At 68.6% G+C, this 16660-nt stretch carries 11 protein-coding genes, 1 tRNA gene and 1 pseudogene; 9 read left to right on the top strand and 4 right to left on the bottom strand.

All coding sequences use genetic code 11. The features are described 5' to 3' along the window. Nucleotides 1-282: 282 nt before the first annotated feature. From fdnG to KHC23_RS05990, 9 genes and pseudogenes are all read left to right on the top strand, one after another. On the top strand, nt 283-3372 hold the full coding sequence (gene fdnG / locus KHC23_RS06030; protein WP_213370485.1) for a formate dehydrogenase-N subunit alpha: 3090 nt from the start codon (nt 283-285) through the stop codon (nt 3370-3372). 12 nt (nt 3373-3384) lie between these two features. Then, the gene (fdxH, locus tag KHC23_RS06025) at nt 3385-4371 is read left to right on the top strand and encodes a formate dehydrogenase subunit beta (RefSeq protein WP_213370483.1); all 987 of its coding nucleotides are present in this window, start codon (nt 3385-3387) and stop codon (nt 4369-4371) included. Then, nucleotides 4368-5105: a formate dehydrogenase subunit gamma gene (locus KHC23_RS06020; protein ID WP_213370481.1), complete on the top strand. Its 738-nt coding sequence runs from the start codon at nt 4368-4370 to the stop codon at nt 5103-5105. The genes fdxH and KHC23_RS06020 overlap by 4 nt, the downstream gene beginning before the upstream one ends. Before the next feature lie 143 nt (nt 5106-5248). After that, entirely contained in the window at nt 5249-6160 is a 912-nt protein-coding gene (gene fdhE, locus KHC23_RS06015; RefSeq protein ID WP_213370478.1) for a formate dehydrogenase accessory protein FdhE, read from the top strand. Between the two features lie 11 nt (nt 6161-6171). After that, the gene (gene selA, locus KHC23_RS06010; RefSeq protein ID WP_213370476.1) at nt 6172-7593 is read left to right on the top strand and encodes an L-seryl-tRNA(Sec) selenium transferase; all 1422 of its coding nucleotides are present in this window, start codon (nt 6172-6174) and stop codon (nt 7591-7593) included. After that, nucleotides 7590-9437 (top strand): annotated as a pseudogene (gene selB / locus KHC23_RS06005) (selenocysteine-specific translation elongation factor); the annotation flags it as partial. The gene selA and the pseudogene selB, both read left to right, overlap by 4 nt. 153 nt (nt 9438-9590) lie before the next feature. Then, nucleotides 9591-9686, top strand: a tRNA-Sec gene (locus tag KHC23_RS06000). A 235-nt stretch (nt 9687-9921) separates the two neighbouring features. Beyond that, the gene (locus KHC23_RS05995) at nt 9922-11169 is read left to right on the top strand and encodes a cupin domain-containing protein (protein ID WP_213370474.1); all 1248 of its coding nucleotides are present in this window, start codon (nt 9922-9924) and stop codon (nt 11167-11169) included. Between the two features lie 166 nt (nt 11170-11335). Further along, nucleotides 11336-12172: an alpha/beta fold hydrolase gene (locus tag KHC23_RS05990; protein ID WP_213370472.1), complete on the top strand. Its 837-nt coding sequence runs from the start codon at nt 11336-11338 to the stop codon at nt 12170-12172. A gap of 115 nt (nt 12173-12287) precedes the next feature. On the opposite strand, the gene KHC23_RS05985 is transcribed toward KHC23_RS05990, so the two are convergent. The 4 genes from KHC23_RS05985 to KHC23_RS05970 all read right to left on the bottom strand — a co-directional run bounded on the left by KHC23_RS05985 (nt 12288) and on the right by KHC23_RS05970 (nt 16569). After that, on the bottom strand, nt 12288-13175 hold the full coding sequence (locus KHC23_RS05985) for an ABC transporter permease (protein WP_213370470.1): 888 nt from the start codon (nt 13173-13175) through the stop codon (nt 12288-12290). Nucleotides 13176-13188: 13 nt separating this feature from the next. Continuing rightward, nucleotides 13189-14199 carry an ABC transporter permease gene (locus KHC23_RS05980; protein ID WP_213370468.1) on the bottom strand — a complete coding sequence of 337 codons (1011 nt, stop codon included), beginning with the start codon at nt 14197-14199 and terminating at the stop codon, nt 13189-13191. Between the two features lies 1 nt (nt 14200). Then, complete coding sequence (locus KHC23_RS05975) at nt 14201-15280, bottom strand: ABC transporter ATP-binding protein (RefSeq protein WP_213370466.1); 1080 nt, start codon at nt 15278-15280, stop codon at nt 14201-14203. A 116-nt stretch (nt 15281-15396) separates the two neighbouring features. After that, complete coding sequence (locus KHC23_RS05970) at nt 15397-16569, bottom strand: extracellular solute-binding protein (protein ID WP_271188675.1); 1173 nt, start codon at nt 16567-16569, stop codon at nt 15397-15399. Nucleotides 16570-16660 lie beyond the last annotated feature (91 nt).

Genomic DNA, 16660 nt, shown 5'->3' with positions numbered 1-16660 from the left:
TTCTTCTCGCCCCGACACGCGGGAGCCGCAGATGCGAGCACGAGAATGATGCTGCGCCGAGGCCGGCAAATCGTCAATCGGCCGATCGGCCAAATCCGCAGTCGCTGCACCGCACCATTACGAAACCGCACGGCACCATTCTGAAGCCGCTGAAATCACACGATTTTTTGTCCGTGCCTTAGCCCTTTGGCTGTTTGACATTGGAGGAGCTAAAAAATAGCCTTGTGGTTGGCAAGGCCCGTCGCCCGATGGGCTTTACGACGAGAACACGGGAGGGCCACGATGAATATGGAGCTCTCGCGCCGTACGTTCCTCAAGACGTCGGGAGCCGGCCTCGCCGGCACCACGTTGGGTGCCTTCGGCTTCAGCGAGGCGGAGGCTGCCGTCGCCGCCGCTGTGAAGCCGTTCCACCTGGTGAACACCACGGAAGCGCGAAACACCTGCACCTACTGCTCGGTCGCCTGCGGCATCATCATCTATTCCAAGGGCGACCTGCGCAAAGGCGAGACGGCCGACATCGTCCATATCGAGGGCGACGCCGACCACCCGACCAATCGCGGCACGCTCTGCCCCAAGGGCGCGGCGCTGCGCGACATCGTGAAGTCGCAGACCCGGCTGACCCAGCCGATGCTGCGCAAGGCCGGCTCCGACAAATTCGAGGCCGTCTCCTGGGACGCGGCGCTCGACAAGATCGCCCGCGCCATGAAGGACGATCGCGACGCCAATTTCATTGCCACCAATTCGGACGGCGTGACGGTCAACCGCTGGCTCACCACCGGCTTCCTCGCCGCCTCCGCGACCACCAACGAAACCGCGTTCGCGACCTACAAGGTCGTGCGCTCGACCGGCATATTGGCGTTCGATAACCAAGCGCGCGTCTGACACGGCCCGACGGTGGCGAGTCTCGCCCCAACATTTGGCCGTGGCGCAATGACCAACGCCTGGACCGACATCAAGAACACCGACCTCGTCGTCATCATGGGCGGCAATGCCGCCGAAGCGCATCCGTGCGGATTCAAATGGGTCACCGAGGCGAAAGCCAACCGTGGCGCCAAGCTCATCGTCGTCGACCCGCGCTACAACCGCTCGGCGTCGGTGGCCGACTATTACGCGCCGATCCGACAGGGCTCGGACATCGCCTTCCTGATGGGCCTCATCAATCACTGCATCAGCAATGACAAGGTGCAGTGGGAGTATGTGAAGGCCTTCACCAACGCCACTTTCGTCGTGAAAGAGGGCTATGGCTACCAGGACGGCCTGTTCACCGGCTATGACGAGGAAAAGCGCGACTATAACCGCGACACCTGGGACTACGAGATCGGCCCGGACGGCTATGCCGTGGTCGACGAGACGCTGCAGAACCCGCGCTGTGTCTGGAACCTGCTGAAGCAGCACGTCGCCATCTACACCCCGGAACTGGTGGAACGCATCTGCGGCACGCCCAAGGACAAGTTCCTGAAGGTGGCCGAGATGGTCGGCGAGTGCTCGACGCCGACCAAGACCATGACGTCGATGTACGCGCTCGGCTGGACCCAGCATTCCAAGGGCTCGCAGAACATTCGCGGCATGGCGATGCTCCAGCTCATCCTGGGCAATATCGGCGTGCGCGGCGGTGGCATGAACGCCCTGCGCGGCCATTCCAACATCCAGGGGCTGACCGATCTGGGGCTGATGAGCAACCTCATCCCCGGCTATCTCAACATCCCCACGGAGAAGGAAGCCGACTTCACCACCTACATGTCGACGCGCGCCTACAAGCCGCTGCGGCCGAACCAGATGAGCTACTGGCAGAACTACCGCAAGTTCTTCGTCAGCTTCATGAAGTCCATGTTCGGCCCGGCCGCGACGGCGGAAAACGACTGGGGCTACCAGTACCTGCCCAAGCTGGATGTCGCCAGCTACGACGTGCTGCGCATCTTCGACATGATGAAGAACGGCAAGGTGAACCTCTATTTCTGCCAGGGGTTCAACCCGCTGCAGGCCTTCCCCAACAAGGCCAAGCTCGCCGAGGGCCTCGCCAAGCTCAAGCTGCTGGTCGTCATGGACCCGCTGCAGACCGAGACCGCCCGGTTCTGGGAGGATCACGGCACCTTCAACAAGGTGAACCCGGCCGACATCCAGACCGAGGTGATCCAGCTTCCCACCACCTGCTTCGCCGAGGACGAGGGCTCGCTGGTCAATTCCGGCCGCTGGCTGCAATGGCACTGGCCGGGCGGCTCGCCTCCCGGCGAGGCGAAGACCGACACCTGGATCATGGCGCAGATCCATCTGCGGCTGAAGGAACTGTACAAGAAGGAAGGCGGCGCCTTCCCCGACCCGATCGTCAATCTCAACTGGACCTACAAGGACCCCGGCGACCCGACCGCCGAGGAACTCGCCCGCGAGATGAACGGTTCGGTGCTGGCCGACGTGTACGACCCCGTCGACCCGACCAAGAAGGTGCTGGAGGCCGGCAAGCAGCTTTCCGGCTTCGGCCAGATGCGCGACGACGGCACCACGGCCGGCGGCTGCTGGATCTTCTCCGGCTGCTTCACCGAGGCCGGCAACATGATGGCGCGGCGGGACAATTCCGACCCCGGCGACGCCGGCATGTTCCTCAAATGGTCGTTCGCCTGGCCGGCGAACCGGCGCATCCTCTACAACCGCGCCTCCTGCGATCTCGAAGGCAAGCCGTGGGACCCCTCGCGCAAGCTGATCGAGTGGGACGGCGCCAAGTGGACCGGCTACGACGTGCCGGACATCGCGCCCACCGCCAAGCCCGGGGAGGTCGGCCCCTTCATCATGAACCCCGAGGGCACCTCGCGCCTTTGGGTGCGCAAGATGATGCGGGACGGGCCGTTCCCGGTGCATTACGAGCCGTTCGAGAGCCCGGTCGCCAACGTCATCGCGCCCAAGGTGCGGGGCAATCCGGTGGCGCGCGTGTTCGCCGACGACTGGAAGTCGTTCGCCGATATCGGCGACCCGGCCTTCCCCTATGCCGGCACCACCTACCGTCTCACCGAGCATTTCCACTACTGGACCAAGAACAACCATGTGAATTCGGTCCTGCAGCCGGAGCAGTTCGTGGAGATCTCCGAGGAGCTGGCGAAGGAGAAGGGCATCGCGCTCGGCGGCTGGGTGCGGGTGTGGTCGAAGCGCGGCGAGCTCTACGCCAAGGCGGTCGTCACCAAGCGCATCAAGCCGATGAACATCGACGGCAAGCTCGTCCACATCGTCGGCGTGCCGATCCACTGGGGCTTTGTCGGTGCCGCCCGCAAGGGCTTCCCGGCCAACACGCTCACCCCGTTCGTCGGCGACGCCAACATCGAGACGCCGGAGTTCAAGGCGTTCATGGTCAACATCGAGCCCTCGACCGGGCCGGTGGTGGCATAGGGAGGCGGCAACATGTTCCCACCCATCCCCAACCCCTCCGTCGCCTCCGACGCCGCAACCCCGCGCTTCGGCGAGAAGGATGTGATGCGCCGCAGCGCCTCCGAGGTCACGCCGCCCGCGCAGCGGCTGACCGAGGTCGCCAAGCTGATCGACGTCACCAAGTGCATCGGCTGCAAGGCCTGCCAGGCCGCGTGCCTGGAATGGAACAACCTCACCGAGGAGATCGGCTTCAACCACGGGGTCTACGAGAACCCGATGGACCTGACGCCGGACACCTTCACGCTGATGCGTTTCACCGAGTGGGTGAACCCCGAGACCGAGAATCTCGAATGGCTCATCCGCAAGGATGGCTGCATGCATTGCGAGGATCCGGGCTGCCTCAAGGCCTGCCCGGCGCCCGGCGCCATCGTGCAGTATTCCAACGGCATCGTGGACTTCCAGCACGACAACTGCATCGGCTGCGGCTACTGCATCAAGGGGTGCCCGTTCAACATCCCGCGCATCTCCAAGGTCGACCACACTGCCTACAAGTGCACGCTGTGCTCCGACCGTGTCGCGGTCGGCCAGGGCCCGGCCTGCCAGAAGGCGTGCCCGACCCAGGCCATCGTCTTCGGCACCAAGGAGGAGATGAAGGGCTGGGCGGATTTCCGCATCAAGGACCTGAAGTCGCGCGGCTTCGACAAGGCCGGCCTCTACGACCCGCCGGGCGTTGGCGGCACCCATGTCATGTACGTGCTGCACCACGCCGACACGCCGTCCATCTATGCCGGCCTGCCGGACAATCCGCGCATCTCGCCGATCGTCGACGCCTGGAAGGGCATGACGAAGTATGTCGGGCTCGCGGTGATGGGCTTCGCCGCCGCCGCCGGCCTGCTGCACTATGTCGTCGCCGGCCCGAACAGGGTCTCGGAGGAGGACGAGGAGAACGCCGAGAGGCTCGCGGACGGCACGCCGCCGCCCCCGCCGCCCACCGGCCAGCATGAGGGGAGGACGCCATGACGGCCGACAACCTCAAGACCCCGGACGGGAACCACGTACCCGACGATGTGGAACCGGGCGACGCCGTTCGCCCGGGCCACCCGGTGCAGGTATCGCGCTACACGGTCGGCGCGCGCATCAACCACTGGATCACCGCCACCAGCCTCGTGCTGCTGGCGCTTTCCGGCATGGCGCTGTTCACGCCGAAGCTGTTCTTCCTCACCGCCCTGTTCGGCGGCGGGCAGTGGACGCGGGCGCTGCATCCGTGGATCGGCGTGGTGCTGTTCTTCTCCTTCGCCGGGCTGTTCCTGCGCTTCTGGAAGGCCAACCTGCCCGCCCGCGAGGACGGCACCTGGCTCGCCCGCATCAGCGACGTGCTGCGCGGCCGCGAGGAGAGGCTGCCGGAGCTCGGCAAGTACAATGCCGGCCAGAAATTCGTCTTCTGGGGCATGTCGGCCCTCATCATCGTGCTGATCGCCAGCGGCATCGTGATGTGGGACCAGTATTTCTATGCCTTCACCACCATCGAGCAGAAGCGCATCGCCATCCTCGTCCATGCGATCACGGCGGTGGTGATCATCTGCGTGTGGATCATCCACGTCTATGCCGCCATCTGGGTCAAGGGCACCTTCGGCGCCATGACCCGGGGCAAGGTGACCGGCGGCTGGGCGTGGCGGCATCACCGCAAATGGCTGCGCGAGCTGGTCGGCACCCGCAAGCGCCCGGCCTCGCGGCCCGGCACGCCGGCGGAGTAGCGGCGCGCCGCCGTCCCGGTCCGCCGCGGGTCGATCCGGTTGCGGTCGGCGAAAAGTGAATGACGGTCCCGGCCCGCCGCCGCGCGGTGTCCGGGACCGCGCCCCATATGGAACACGTGGCCCGTGCGGTTCGTGAGGTGACTATGTCCGCAGACCTTCAGCCCGATCCCACCGCGATCGGCGCCGTCTCCGCCCCGCCCTTCGCGGTGCTGCCCGATCCCTCGCGCCTGTTCGGGGTGCGGGCGGCGCGGCTGCGCACCTATGCGGCGGTCAGCCCGCTCAAGCCCTATCTCGACTTCCTCGCCGGGCTCATCGAGGCGCAGCAGGCCATCGTGCCCGCCCTTCCGCCGGTCGAGCCGCCCGACACGGAGGCGCTGGCGCGCGCCGCCGGCTTCCAGATGCCTCCCCTCGACCGCGCCCGCACCACGCTCGACGACACGCTGGAGGCGACGCTCGACCAGCTCTTCGACGCCGCCGCCGGGGTGCCGATGCCGGAGGAAGCCAGCGCCGCGCTCACCCGCGTCAGCCTCGCCGACGGGGCGCTCCGGGCGCAGATGGTGCGCGACGTGCTGGCCCATGACCTGCCGGTGGAAAGGCTGGCCGAGCATGTCTATGTCGCGGCCGCGCTGCAGGTGCATTTCGCCCGCCTCGCCGCGACGCTCGACGCGAAGAAGCTGGTGCCGGTGGGCGACGGCGTGTGCCCGGCCTGCGGCGGCCCGCCGGTCGCCTCGCTCATCGTCGAATGGCCCAACGCCCATGGCAACCGCTTCTGCGCCTGCTCGCTGTGCTCCACGCTGTGGAACTATGTCCGCATACGCTGCTGCGCCTGCGGCACCACCAAGGGCATCGGCTATCAGGAGATCGAGGGCAGCCCCGGCACGGTGAAGGCCGAGACCTGCGACGAGTGCCACACCTATGTGAAGGTGATGTACCAGAACAGGGACGTCACCATCGAGCCGGTGGCCGACGACATCGGCACGCTCGGCCTCGACCTGATGATGCGCGAGGGCCCCTACCGCCGCGCCGCCTTCAACCCGTTCCTGCTCGGCTACTGACGGGGGCGACGATGGACGCGGACGCCCGCCCCGCCTCGCCCTCCCCGCGCGACCTGCCCTCGGTCGATCAGGTGCTGAAGACTCCGGCCGGCCAGCGGGCGATCGAGGACCATGGCCGCGCCCCCGCCACCGCCGCCATCCGCGCCGCGCTCGACGGCGTGCGGGCCCGCCTGCTGGCGCACCGGCTCGCCGCCCTGCCCTCGCCCGACCATGTGGCGCTCGCCGCCACCGAGGCGCTGGAGCACGGCGCCCGTTCGCGCCTGCGCCCGGTGTTCAACCTCACCGGCACCGTGCTGCACACCAATCTCGGCCGCGCCCTGCTGGCGGAGGAGGCGGTGGCCGCCGCGACATCCGCCATGCGCGCGGCGGTGGCGCTGGAATACGACCTCTCCACCGGCACGCGCGGCGAGCGCGACGACCATGTGCGCGGCCTGCTGATCGAGCTGACCGGCGCCGAAGACGCCACGATCGTCAACAACAACGCCGCCGCCGTGCTGCTGGTGCTGAATTCGCTCGGGCTCGACCGCGAGGCCGTGGTCTCGCGCGGCGAATTGATCGAGATCGGTGGCGCCTTCCGCATGCCCGACATCATGGCCCGCGCCGGGGTGAAGCTGGTCGAGGTCGGCACCACCAACCGCACCCACCCGAAGGACTATGCCGGCGCCCTCACCGAGGCGACCGGGCTGGTGCTGAAGGTCCACACCTCCAATTACCGCATCGAGGGCTTCACCAGCGAGGTGCCGGCGCGCGAGCTGGCGGCCATCGCCCATGCGCGCGGCGTTCCCCTCGTCAACGATCTCGGCTCGGGCACGCTGGTCGACCTCGCCCGGCTCGGCCTCGCCCATGAGCCGACGGTGCGCGAGGCGGTGGCGGAAGGGGCGGACATCGTCACCTTCTCCGGCGACAAGCTGCTCGGCGGACCGCAGACCGGCTTCATCGTCGGGAACAAGGACCTCATCGCCGCCATCAATGCCAACCCGATGAAGCGGGCGCTGCGGGTCGACAAGATACGCCTCGCCGCGCTGGAGGCGACGCTCAGGCTCTACCGCGACCCGGAACGGCTGGCCGCCCGGCTGCCGACACTGCGGCTGCTGGCGCGCACGCGCGCGGACATCGCCGCCCGCGCCCATGAGCTGGTCGAACCGCTCGCCGCCGCGCTGGGCGAAGCCTTCGACATCGAGATCGTCGACTGCGCCAGCCAGATCGGCTCCGGCGCGCTGCCGCTGGAGACGCTGCCCAGCGCCGCCTTCGCCATCCGCCCGGCGGCGGAAGCCTCCGGCGGCCGGCTGAACGCGCTCGCCGCCGCACTGCGCGCGCTTCCCGTCCCGATCGTCGGCCGCATCAATGAGGGCGCGCTGATCCTCGATCTGCGCTGCCTGGAGGACGAGGCCGGCTTCCTCGACAGCCTCGCCCATATAAGGGTGCCGGCATGATCATCGGCACCGCCGGCCATATCGACCATGGCAAGACCGCGCTGGTCGGCGCCCTCACCGGGGTCGACACCGACCGGCTGAAGGAGGAGAAGGCGCGCGGCATCTCCATCGATCTCGGCTTCGCCTACCTGCCCACGCCGGCCGGCACGCTCGGCTTCATCGATGTGCCGGGCCACGAGAAGTTCATCCACACCATGCTGGCCGGGGCCAGCGGCATCGATTTCGCCCTGCTCATCGTCGCCGCCGATGACGGGGTGATGCCGCAGACCCGCGAGCATCTCGCTCTGCTCGATCTGCTTGGGGTTTCGCGCGGCCTCGTCGCCCTCACCAAGGCAGACCTTGCCGACGAGGCCCGCCTCGCCGAGGTGACGAGCGAGATCGCCGCGCTGCTGGCGGGCACCTCGCTGCGGGGCGCGCCCATCCTGCCGGTCTCCGCCCATACCGGCGAGGGCGTCGACGCGTTGCGCGCCCGCCTGGTCGAGGCCGCCGGCGCCTTCGCCGCCCGCCCCGGGCAGGGCCGCTTCCGCCTCGCGGTGGACCGCAGCTTCTCGCTCTCCGGCGCCGGCACGGTGGTCACCGGCACGGTGCTGTCCGGCCGGGTGCGGGTCGGCGATCCGCTCGTCCTCAGCCCCACCGGCCTTCCCGCCCGCCTGCGCTCCATCCATGCCCAGAACCACAAGGCGGAGGAAGGCCGCGCCGGCGACCGCTGCGCGCTCAATCTCGCCGGCGAGGCCATCTCGCCCGACGCCATCCGTCGCGGCGACATGGTGCTCGATCCCACCCTCGACGCCCCCACCGAGCGCATCGACGCCACGCTCACCGTGCTGGCGAGCGAGCCGAAGCCGCTCGGCCAGTGGTTCCCGGTGCGTTTCCACCATGGCGCCAGCGAGGTCGGCGCGCGGCTGGTGCCGCTCTCGGCCGACAGCCTCGCGCCCGGCACCTCCGGGCTGGTGCAGGTCGTGCTTGAGCGCCCGATCGCCGCTGCCGTGGGCGACCGCTACGTGATCCGCGACACCTCGGCCCAGCGCAGCATCGGCGGGGGAAGGCTGATCGACCTGCGCGCGCCCGCCCGCCGGCGCCGCACGCCCGAACGCCTCGCCCAGCTCGACGCGCTCGCCGAGACCGATCCGGACACGGCGGTGGCGGGGCTGCTGGCGGTGGAGCCCTGGCATCTCGACCTCACCGCCTTCGCCCGCGACCGCGCGCTGGGAGCCGAGGCCCCGGCGGAGATCGCGGCGCGGCGCGGGCTCGTCGCCTTCGCCGCCGGCGGCACGCTCACCGCCCTCTCGCCGCAGCGCTGGGCGCTCTATGCCGACACGGCGCTGGCCGAGCTGGCGCGCTTCCACGAGGCCAATCCGGACCTGCCGGGCATGGGCGCCGAGAAGCTGCGCCTCGCGCTCGCGCCCCGCCTCGCCCGGCCGGTGTTCGGCGAGGCGCTGCGCCGGCTCGGCGCGGCCGGGTCGCTGGTGCTGGAGGGCGCCTGGGTGCGGCTTCCCGGCCACGAGGTGCGCCTCACCCGCAAGGACGAGCTTCTGTGGGAGCTGGTGGCGCCGCATCTCGGCCGCACCGCCCGCTTCCGCCCCCCGCGCGTGCGCGACCTCGCGGCGCTGACCGGCGAGGCGGAAGGCGAGGTTCGCCGGCTGATGAAGCTGCTGGCCCGCATGGGCAAGGTGGACGAGGTGGCGCACGACCATTTCTTCCTGCGCCCAAGCCTCGCCGAGACGGTGGCGATGGCGATGGCGCTTGCCGAGGCCGCGCCGGGGCGGGAATTCACCGCCAGCGCCTTCCGCGACCGCATCGAGGCGGGCGACCACGCGGTCGGCCGCAAGGTGGCGATCCAGATTCTCGAATTCCTCGACCGCCACGGCGTGACGCTGCGGCGCGGCGACCTGCGCCGCCTCAACCGCCACCGGCTGGACCTGTTCGGCGCGATGGACGACACTGGCGCCGGGGGAGATTCCACCGCCGGCCCGGCGCCGGGGGCGGACACGACCTCTGGAAGAGCGTTACCTCCGGTGAGGTATCCGGACTTCAAATCCGGAAGGGGCCGCGAGCCGGTCTCTGGTGGGTTCGACTCCCACTCTCTTCCGCCATCCCCCGCCCCGCAGCGCCCGAATCCGCCGCGCTAGGGTTTTGGGCGCACGCCGCCGCATGGCAGGGCACCCGCTCGCTCCCACCGGCGTGAATTTGCGCAACCGCCCGTCTTCCCGGCCACGCCATGCGGGCGCGCAAGACTTCGCGACCCCGCCGCCTCACATTCCCCGGCGAGGCAGGGCGCCCCGCATCAAAGCGCGCGCCCGACTTGCCAAGCCTGTGAGGAGAACGGACATGGAAGAGCTTTCCCGGCGTACCCTGCTCGCGCTCAGTGCCGTCGGCGGCGCCGCCGTCGCCAGCGGCGCGGCGCAGGCCGCGACCTTCGGCAATCCGGACCAGCCGCCGGAAGGCGCGGTCAATTCCACCCCCGGCGCCTTGTCCAGCCCCGGCCCGCAGAGCCCGGCGCTGGAAGCGCAGATCCCGGCCTTCCAGAACCCTCCCGCCACCGATGTCGGCAACATGCCGATGCTGTGGTCGTCGTTCAACATCATGCCCAAGCGCGTTCAGGCCGGCGGCTGGGCGCGGCAGATCACCGCCACCGAGTTCCCCGCCGCCAAGGAAGTCTCCGGCGTGAACATGCGCCTCGGCCCCGGCGGCATCCGCGAGATGCACTGGCACCTCGCCGGCGAATGGGCGCTGATGACCAATGGCCGCTGCCGTATCACCGTGCTCGACAAGGACGGCCACCCCTATGTGCGCGATGTCGGGGCCGGCGACCTGTGGTTCTTCCCCGCCGGCTACCCGCATTCGCTGCAGGGCCTCGGCCCGGACGGCGCCGAGTTCGTCCTCGTCTTCGACGACGCCTTCCAGTCGGAATACAACACGCTGCTGCTGACCGACTGGCTCGCCCACACCCCGCCGGCGATCCTGGCGCAGAATTTCGGCGTGCCGGCCGACACCTTCAAGAACATCCCGCTGCAGGATCTGTGGATCTTCCAGGGCAAGGAACCGCCGCCGCTCGCCGTCGACCAGGCCGCCGTCGCCTCCGGCGGCACCCCGGCCGAGCCGTTCACCTTCTCGCTCACCGCCACCACCCCGGTGAAGCAGAACGAAGCCGGCGAAGTGCACCTCGCCGACAGCCGGACCTTCAAGGCCTCCACCACCATCGCCGCCGCCATCGAGACCATCCGGCCCGGCGCCCTGCGCCGCATGCACTGGCACCCCAATGCCGATGAATGGCAGTACTGGATCAAGGGCCGCGGCCGCATGACGGTGTTCAACACCGGCCCGCGCGCCCAGACCATCGACTTCCAGGCCGGCGACCTCGGCGTCGTGCCCAAGAGCCAGGGCCACTATATCGAGAACACCGGCGACGAGGACGTGCAGGTGCTGGCCGTGTTCCGCGCCCCCGAATATCAGGAGGTCGACCTGTCCGACTGGCTCACCCACGCGCCGCCGGAACTCGTCGCCCAGCACCTCAACATCGACCCCGCCGTCCTCGCGCGCTTCCCGCGCGGCCGGGTCGGCATCCAGCCGGGCTGAGCCGTTCCCGACCGGTCTCCGGAGCGGGACGACGCCGCCGCGCGCGCCGTCTCGCTGCCGACGCACACCTGCCCTATCTTGGAAGCGCGACCCCGCGCCTTCGAGCCGACGACGAACTTCACCCTCTCTCTCCCCACCCGCCTGCTTCAGCAAAAGGATCGGAACCATGGGTTACGTGACCACCAAGGACGGCGTCGAGATCTTCTTCAAGGACTGGGGCCCGAAGGACGCCCAGCCCATCGTCTTCCATCATGGCTGGCCGCTGTCCTCCGACGACTGGGACACGCAGATGCTGTACTTCCTCGCCGAGGGCTACCGCGTCGTCGCCAGCGACCGCCGCGGCCATGGCCGCTCGGCGCAGGTGAGCGAGGGTCATGACATGGACCATTACGCCGCCGATGTCTCCGCCGTGGTCGAGCATCTCGACCTCACCAACGCCGTGCATATCGGCCACTCCACCGGTGGCGGCCAGGTCGCGCGCTATGTCGCCCGGTTCGGCGTGCCGCAGGGCCGCGTCGCCAAGGCGGTGCTGGTCGCCTCGGTTCCGCCGATCATGCTGAAGACCGAAGCCTATCCCGGCGGCCTGCCGGTCGAGGTGTTCGACGGGCTGCGCGCCGCACTCGCCGCCAACCGCGCCCAGTTCTACATCGATCTCGCCTCGGGCCCGTTCTACGGCTTCAACCGCGAGGGCGCCAAGGTCTCGCAGGGCGTGATCGACAATTGGTGGCGCCAGGGCATGGTCGGCAGCGCCAAGGCGCATTACGAGGGCATCAAGGCCTTCTCCGAAACCGACCAGACCGAGGATCTGAAGGCGATGACGGTCCCGACCCTGGTGCTGCAGGGCGATGACGACCAGATCGTGCCGCACGAAAACGCCAGCGCGCTGCAGGCGAAGCTGCTGCCGGATGCCACGCTGAAGGTCTATCCCGGCTTCCCGCACGGCATGCTCACCACCCATGCCGACGTCGTCAACCCGGACATTCTCGCCTTCATCAAGGGCTGATCGGGCGGATCTCCCGCAAGGCGGCGGCCGTCCCTCGCGGGGCGGCCGTTCCGTTTCGGCCACCGCCATCGCGTGCGGGGCGGCGGCCCCGCTTCGCGGGGGAGACGATCCCGTGTCACCCCATCGCCGCCGCCGGCGTCCCGGACATCTCCGCCTCCTCGGCCTCCAGCGCCGCGCGCTGGCGCGCCGCCGCCGCCGCATCCGCGCGCCGCTTGTAGATCTCGTAGGCGATGGCGCCGATCACCGTGGTCACCACGATCACCACCGCCAGCGCCGAGATCGCCGGGGTCGAGCCCTGCCGCACCCGCCCCGCCAGCACCGTGGTCAGCGTCTTGTCGGAAAGGATGGCGAAAGTCGTGGTGTTGTAGTTCTCGAACGAGGACAGGAAGGCCAGCACCGCCGCCGAGGCCAGCGCCGGCTTGAGGAACGGCAGCAATATGTGGCGGAACACCTGCGGGTAGCTGGCCCCCAAGTCCAGCGCCGCCTCCTCCTGCGAGCGGTCGAAGCGCTGCAGCCGGGCGAGGATGATCAGCATGCAATAGGCGGAGATGAAGCTCGCCTGCCCCAGCACGGTCAGCACCACCCCGTCATAGAGGAAGCGCGTCCCGGTCTGCCCGGTGAACTGGCGCCAGAACACCACGGTGGAAATGCCGATGATGATGCCCGGGGTCAGCACCGGCGAGACCACGACAAGATAATAGAGCGAGCGCACGCGCGGCTGGATCTGGGTCATGATGATGGCCCCGGCCAGCCCGATCGGCACTGCGATGCACACCACCAGCAGGCCGATCCACAGGCTCATCCTGAGGCCGGTCATCATGTCCCGGTCGGCGAACAGCGCCGCGAACCAGTCCAGCGTCACCCCCTCGATCGGCCAGACCTGCGGGTATTGCGGGGTGTTGAAGGCGGAAACCGCCATCACCGCCAGCGGCCCGAGCAGATAAAGGAAGAACACCGCCGTGTAGAGCGTGAACATCACCCGCTGGAACGGACCCGGATTCATCGCGTGAACCTCATCATCGCGTGATTTCTCCAAGGCTGAGCCTGAACGCCTTCAGCACCACCAGCACGAAGACGATGCAGCTCACCAGCAGGATGAAGGCATAGGCCGCCCCCTGCGGCCAGTTGAAGGCCTGGTAGAAGCGGTCATAGACGATGGGGGTGAACCACAGCGTGCGCGGCCCGCCCAGCACCAGCGGCGCCGCCAGCGCGCCGGCGGTCAGCATGAACACCAGCGTGCAGCCCGAGGCGATGCCCGGCTTGGCATGCGGCAGCACGATGAAGGCGTGGATGTGCCACCAGGGCGCGCCAAGGTCCCGCGCCGCCTCGACCTGATTCTTGTCCAGGCTCTCGATGGCGTTGTAGAGCGGGAAGATCATCATCAGCAGATAGGCGTAGGAAAGGCCCGCATAGAGCCCGACATCGGCGCCGAGGAAGTCGACCGGCTCGGCGGTCAGCCCGCTGCCCATCAGCATCTGGTTGATGATGCCGCCCGAGGACAGCAGCACCCGGAAGGCGAAGGCGCGCAGGATCTCGTTGACCCAATAGGGCAGGATCAGCAGCAGCAGCAGCACCCGCAGCCGCGCCGCCGTGGCCGATTGCGCCATGTGGAAGGCCAGCGGGTAGCAGATGGCGAAGTTCAGCAGGGTGATGGCGATGCTCGCCCCGATGGTGAGGAAGAAGGCCTTGATGTGCAGCCAGTTCCATTCCTCGGTCGAGGTGGTCGAGCCGAACAGGAAGTAGCGGTAGTTCTCCAGCGTGTACAGGTCCTTCGGCCCGCCCATCTGCGAGGGCGGCAGCTTCGGGCGGAACGACATGTCCACCATGGCGAGCTGCGGCAGCAGGATGATGAAGAAGGCCCAGAATCCCACCGCCACCACCAGATAGAGCCCGATGGCGAGGCCGTTGCGCTGGAAGAAGCCGGGCCCTGTCGCCACACCGGCGCGCCGCTCATAGGCGGCGAAGGCGAAGAAGAACACGACCACCGCCAGCGGCAGGCCGAAGACGAAGGCGAGGTTGCCGTTCATCTCAGTGCCTTTCCGGCCGCGCCAGCAGCAGCGCGTCCTCCGGGCTGAAGCCGATGCGCAGATGCTCGCCCGGGGCCGGCGGGGCGATGCCGGTGCTGGCGCCAAGGCTCGCCGTCACCTTCTGCCCGGTCTTCACCCGCAGCGTCACATGGGTCACGCTGCCCTCATAGGCGACATCGAGCGTCTCGCCCTCGAAACCGGCGGCGGTGCCGTTGGCGCGCAGCCGCATCGCCTCCGGCCGCACGAACAGCAGCGCCTCCTGCCCCACCTCCAGCGCCACCGGGTTGCGCCCGGCAAGCGGGCCGAGCGGGGTATCGAGCGTCGCCAGCGCGCCCTCGCGGGCGGTGAGGCGGCCGCGTATCTGGTTGTTCTCGCCGACGAAGGAGGCGACGAAGGGCGTGCGCGGCTCGGCATAGACGGCGCGGCCGTCGCCGACCTGCTCGATCACCCCGGCATTCATCACCGCGATGCGGTCCGACATGGTCAGCGCCTCGCCCTGGTCGTGGGTGATGTAGATGAAGGTGATGCCGACCCGCTTCTGGATCGCGCGCAACTCCGAGCGCATGTGCTGGCGCAGCTTCAGGTCGAGCGCGGAAAGCGGCTCGTCCAGCAACAGCACGGAAGGCTCCACCGCCAGCGCGCGGGCGATGGCGACGCGCTGCTTCTGGCCGCCGGACAGCTCGGCCACCTTCTTGTGGCCGTGCTCGGACAGCGCCACCTGGATCAGCAGGTTCTTCACCTTCTCGTCGCGCTCGTGCCGGGGCACGCCGCGCACGCGCAGGCCGTAGCCGATGTTCTCCGCCACGCTCATCATCGGGAACAGAGCGAGGTTCTGGAAGATCAGCGCGGTCGGGCGCCTGTTGGGGCCGATCCCCCTCATGTCGGCCCCGCCGATCCGCACCGCGCCGCGCGTGGGCTCGATGAAGCCGGAAATGGTGCGCAGCAGCGTGGTCTTGCCGCAGCCGGACGGGCCGAGAAAGGAGAAGAACTCGCCCGGCTCGATGGTGAGGTTGGCCTCCTTCACCGCGACGAAATCGCCGAAGGTGACATTGACGCCCTCAAGCTCGACGGCAGCGGCCATGCGAATTTCCGTTCAGTTGGGTTGCCGTCGCCCCGGACCGCGCGACCGCGGCGATCCGGGAGCGTGTGACGGGCGGGGACACGCCCGGCCCTGGCGGTACTAAGCCGGCAAACGCCTCATGCCGCCTTGAACTTCTCGGCATACTGGTTGCGCAGCTCGGCGTACCAGGACGGCTCCGGCGGGCGGCTCCACAGATTGTCGAGCGCGTTGCCGGGATAGGCCTCGGCGAAGTTCTTCTTCGCCACCTCGGAGAGGAACTTGTCGGCGCCCTTCACCACCGGGTTGTAGCCCGAGCCGTTGGCCACCATCGCCGAGACTTCCGGCGTGTGGATGAAGTTGATGAACTCATAGGCCTGCGCGGTGTTCGCCGCCGCCCTGGTCATCGACCAGCCGTCGATCCAGGTGATCGCGCCTTCCTGCGGCGCCATATAGGCCACCGGCTTGCCGTCCTTCTTCAGCGACAGCGCCGGCCCGTCCCAGGTCTGGCCGATGACGCAGCCATTTTCCATGAAGCCGGACTTGGTGTTGTCGGCCGAATCCCAGAACTGCTTCACCTGCGCCTTGTTGGCGACGGCGAATTCGAGGATCGGGTCGTAGATCTTCTTCATCGTCGCCTCGTCCTTGAAGGCGTCGAGCATGCGGTTGGAGGGCAGCTTGCCGGTCTTGTCCCACCACAGGCCGATGCCCAGGAGCAGCGAGTGCGGGCGGCCCTGCATCTTGCCCTTGAACTCCGGCGCCCACAGCGTGCCGTAGCTCAGCGTGTCGTATTTCAGGTCGGCGAGGTCGGTGCGCCAGGCGATCGCCTCCGAGCCCCAGCAATGCGGCACATGGTACAGCCCGCCATCCCAGGTCCACACGCTGGTGGAGCCTTCCATCATCGCCGGCAGCACCTGGTCGAGCTTCAGCTTGGAGAGGTCGTAGGGCGCCAGCACGTCCAGTTCCTTGAACTGGGGCGCGCGGTCGCGGGTGGGGGCGCACAGGTCGAAGCCCTCGCCCTCGGTGGCCTGCAGCTTGTTGATCTGCTCCTCGTTCTGCGAGAACGGGGTGGAGTTCACCTTGATGCCGGTCTTCTTGGTGAATTCGGGGATGACCGGGTCGGGCAGCTCGTCCGCCCAGTTGAGCAGGTTCAGCTCGCCCGAGGAGGAGAAGGCGTCGCGCACCAGATAGGGCCCGGCGGCGGTCATGGCGCCGGCCGCCAGCGCGCCCTTGAACAGCACGCGGCGGGTGAAGCTGCGGGCGGCGAGCAGCGTCTCGATCGAGGAATTGGTCGTCTCAATCTTCTTCGTCACGGCGTTCCCCTCGGGATGGCGATGGATCGGGGAAGCCGGAGCACGAAGCATGCCAGCGCCGCGCCGCCGTTGCTGCGTTGCACAATCGCGA

Origin of the sequence: Ancylobacter dichloromethanicus (assembly GCF_018390645.1) — a bacterium.
Classification (GTDB): domain Bacteria; phylum Pseudomonadota; class Alphaproteobacteria; order Rhizobiales; family Xanthobacteraceae; genus Ancylobacter; species Ancylobacter dichloromethanicus.
This window is presented reverse-complemented; position numbering and strand designations above follow the sequence as displayed.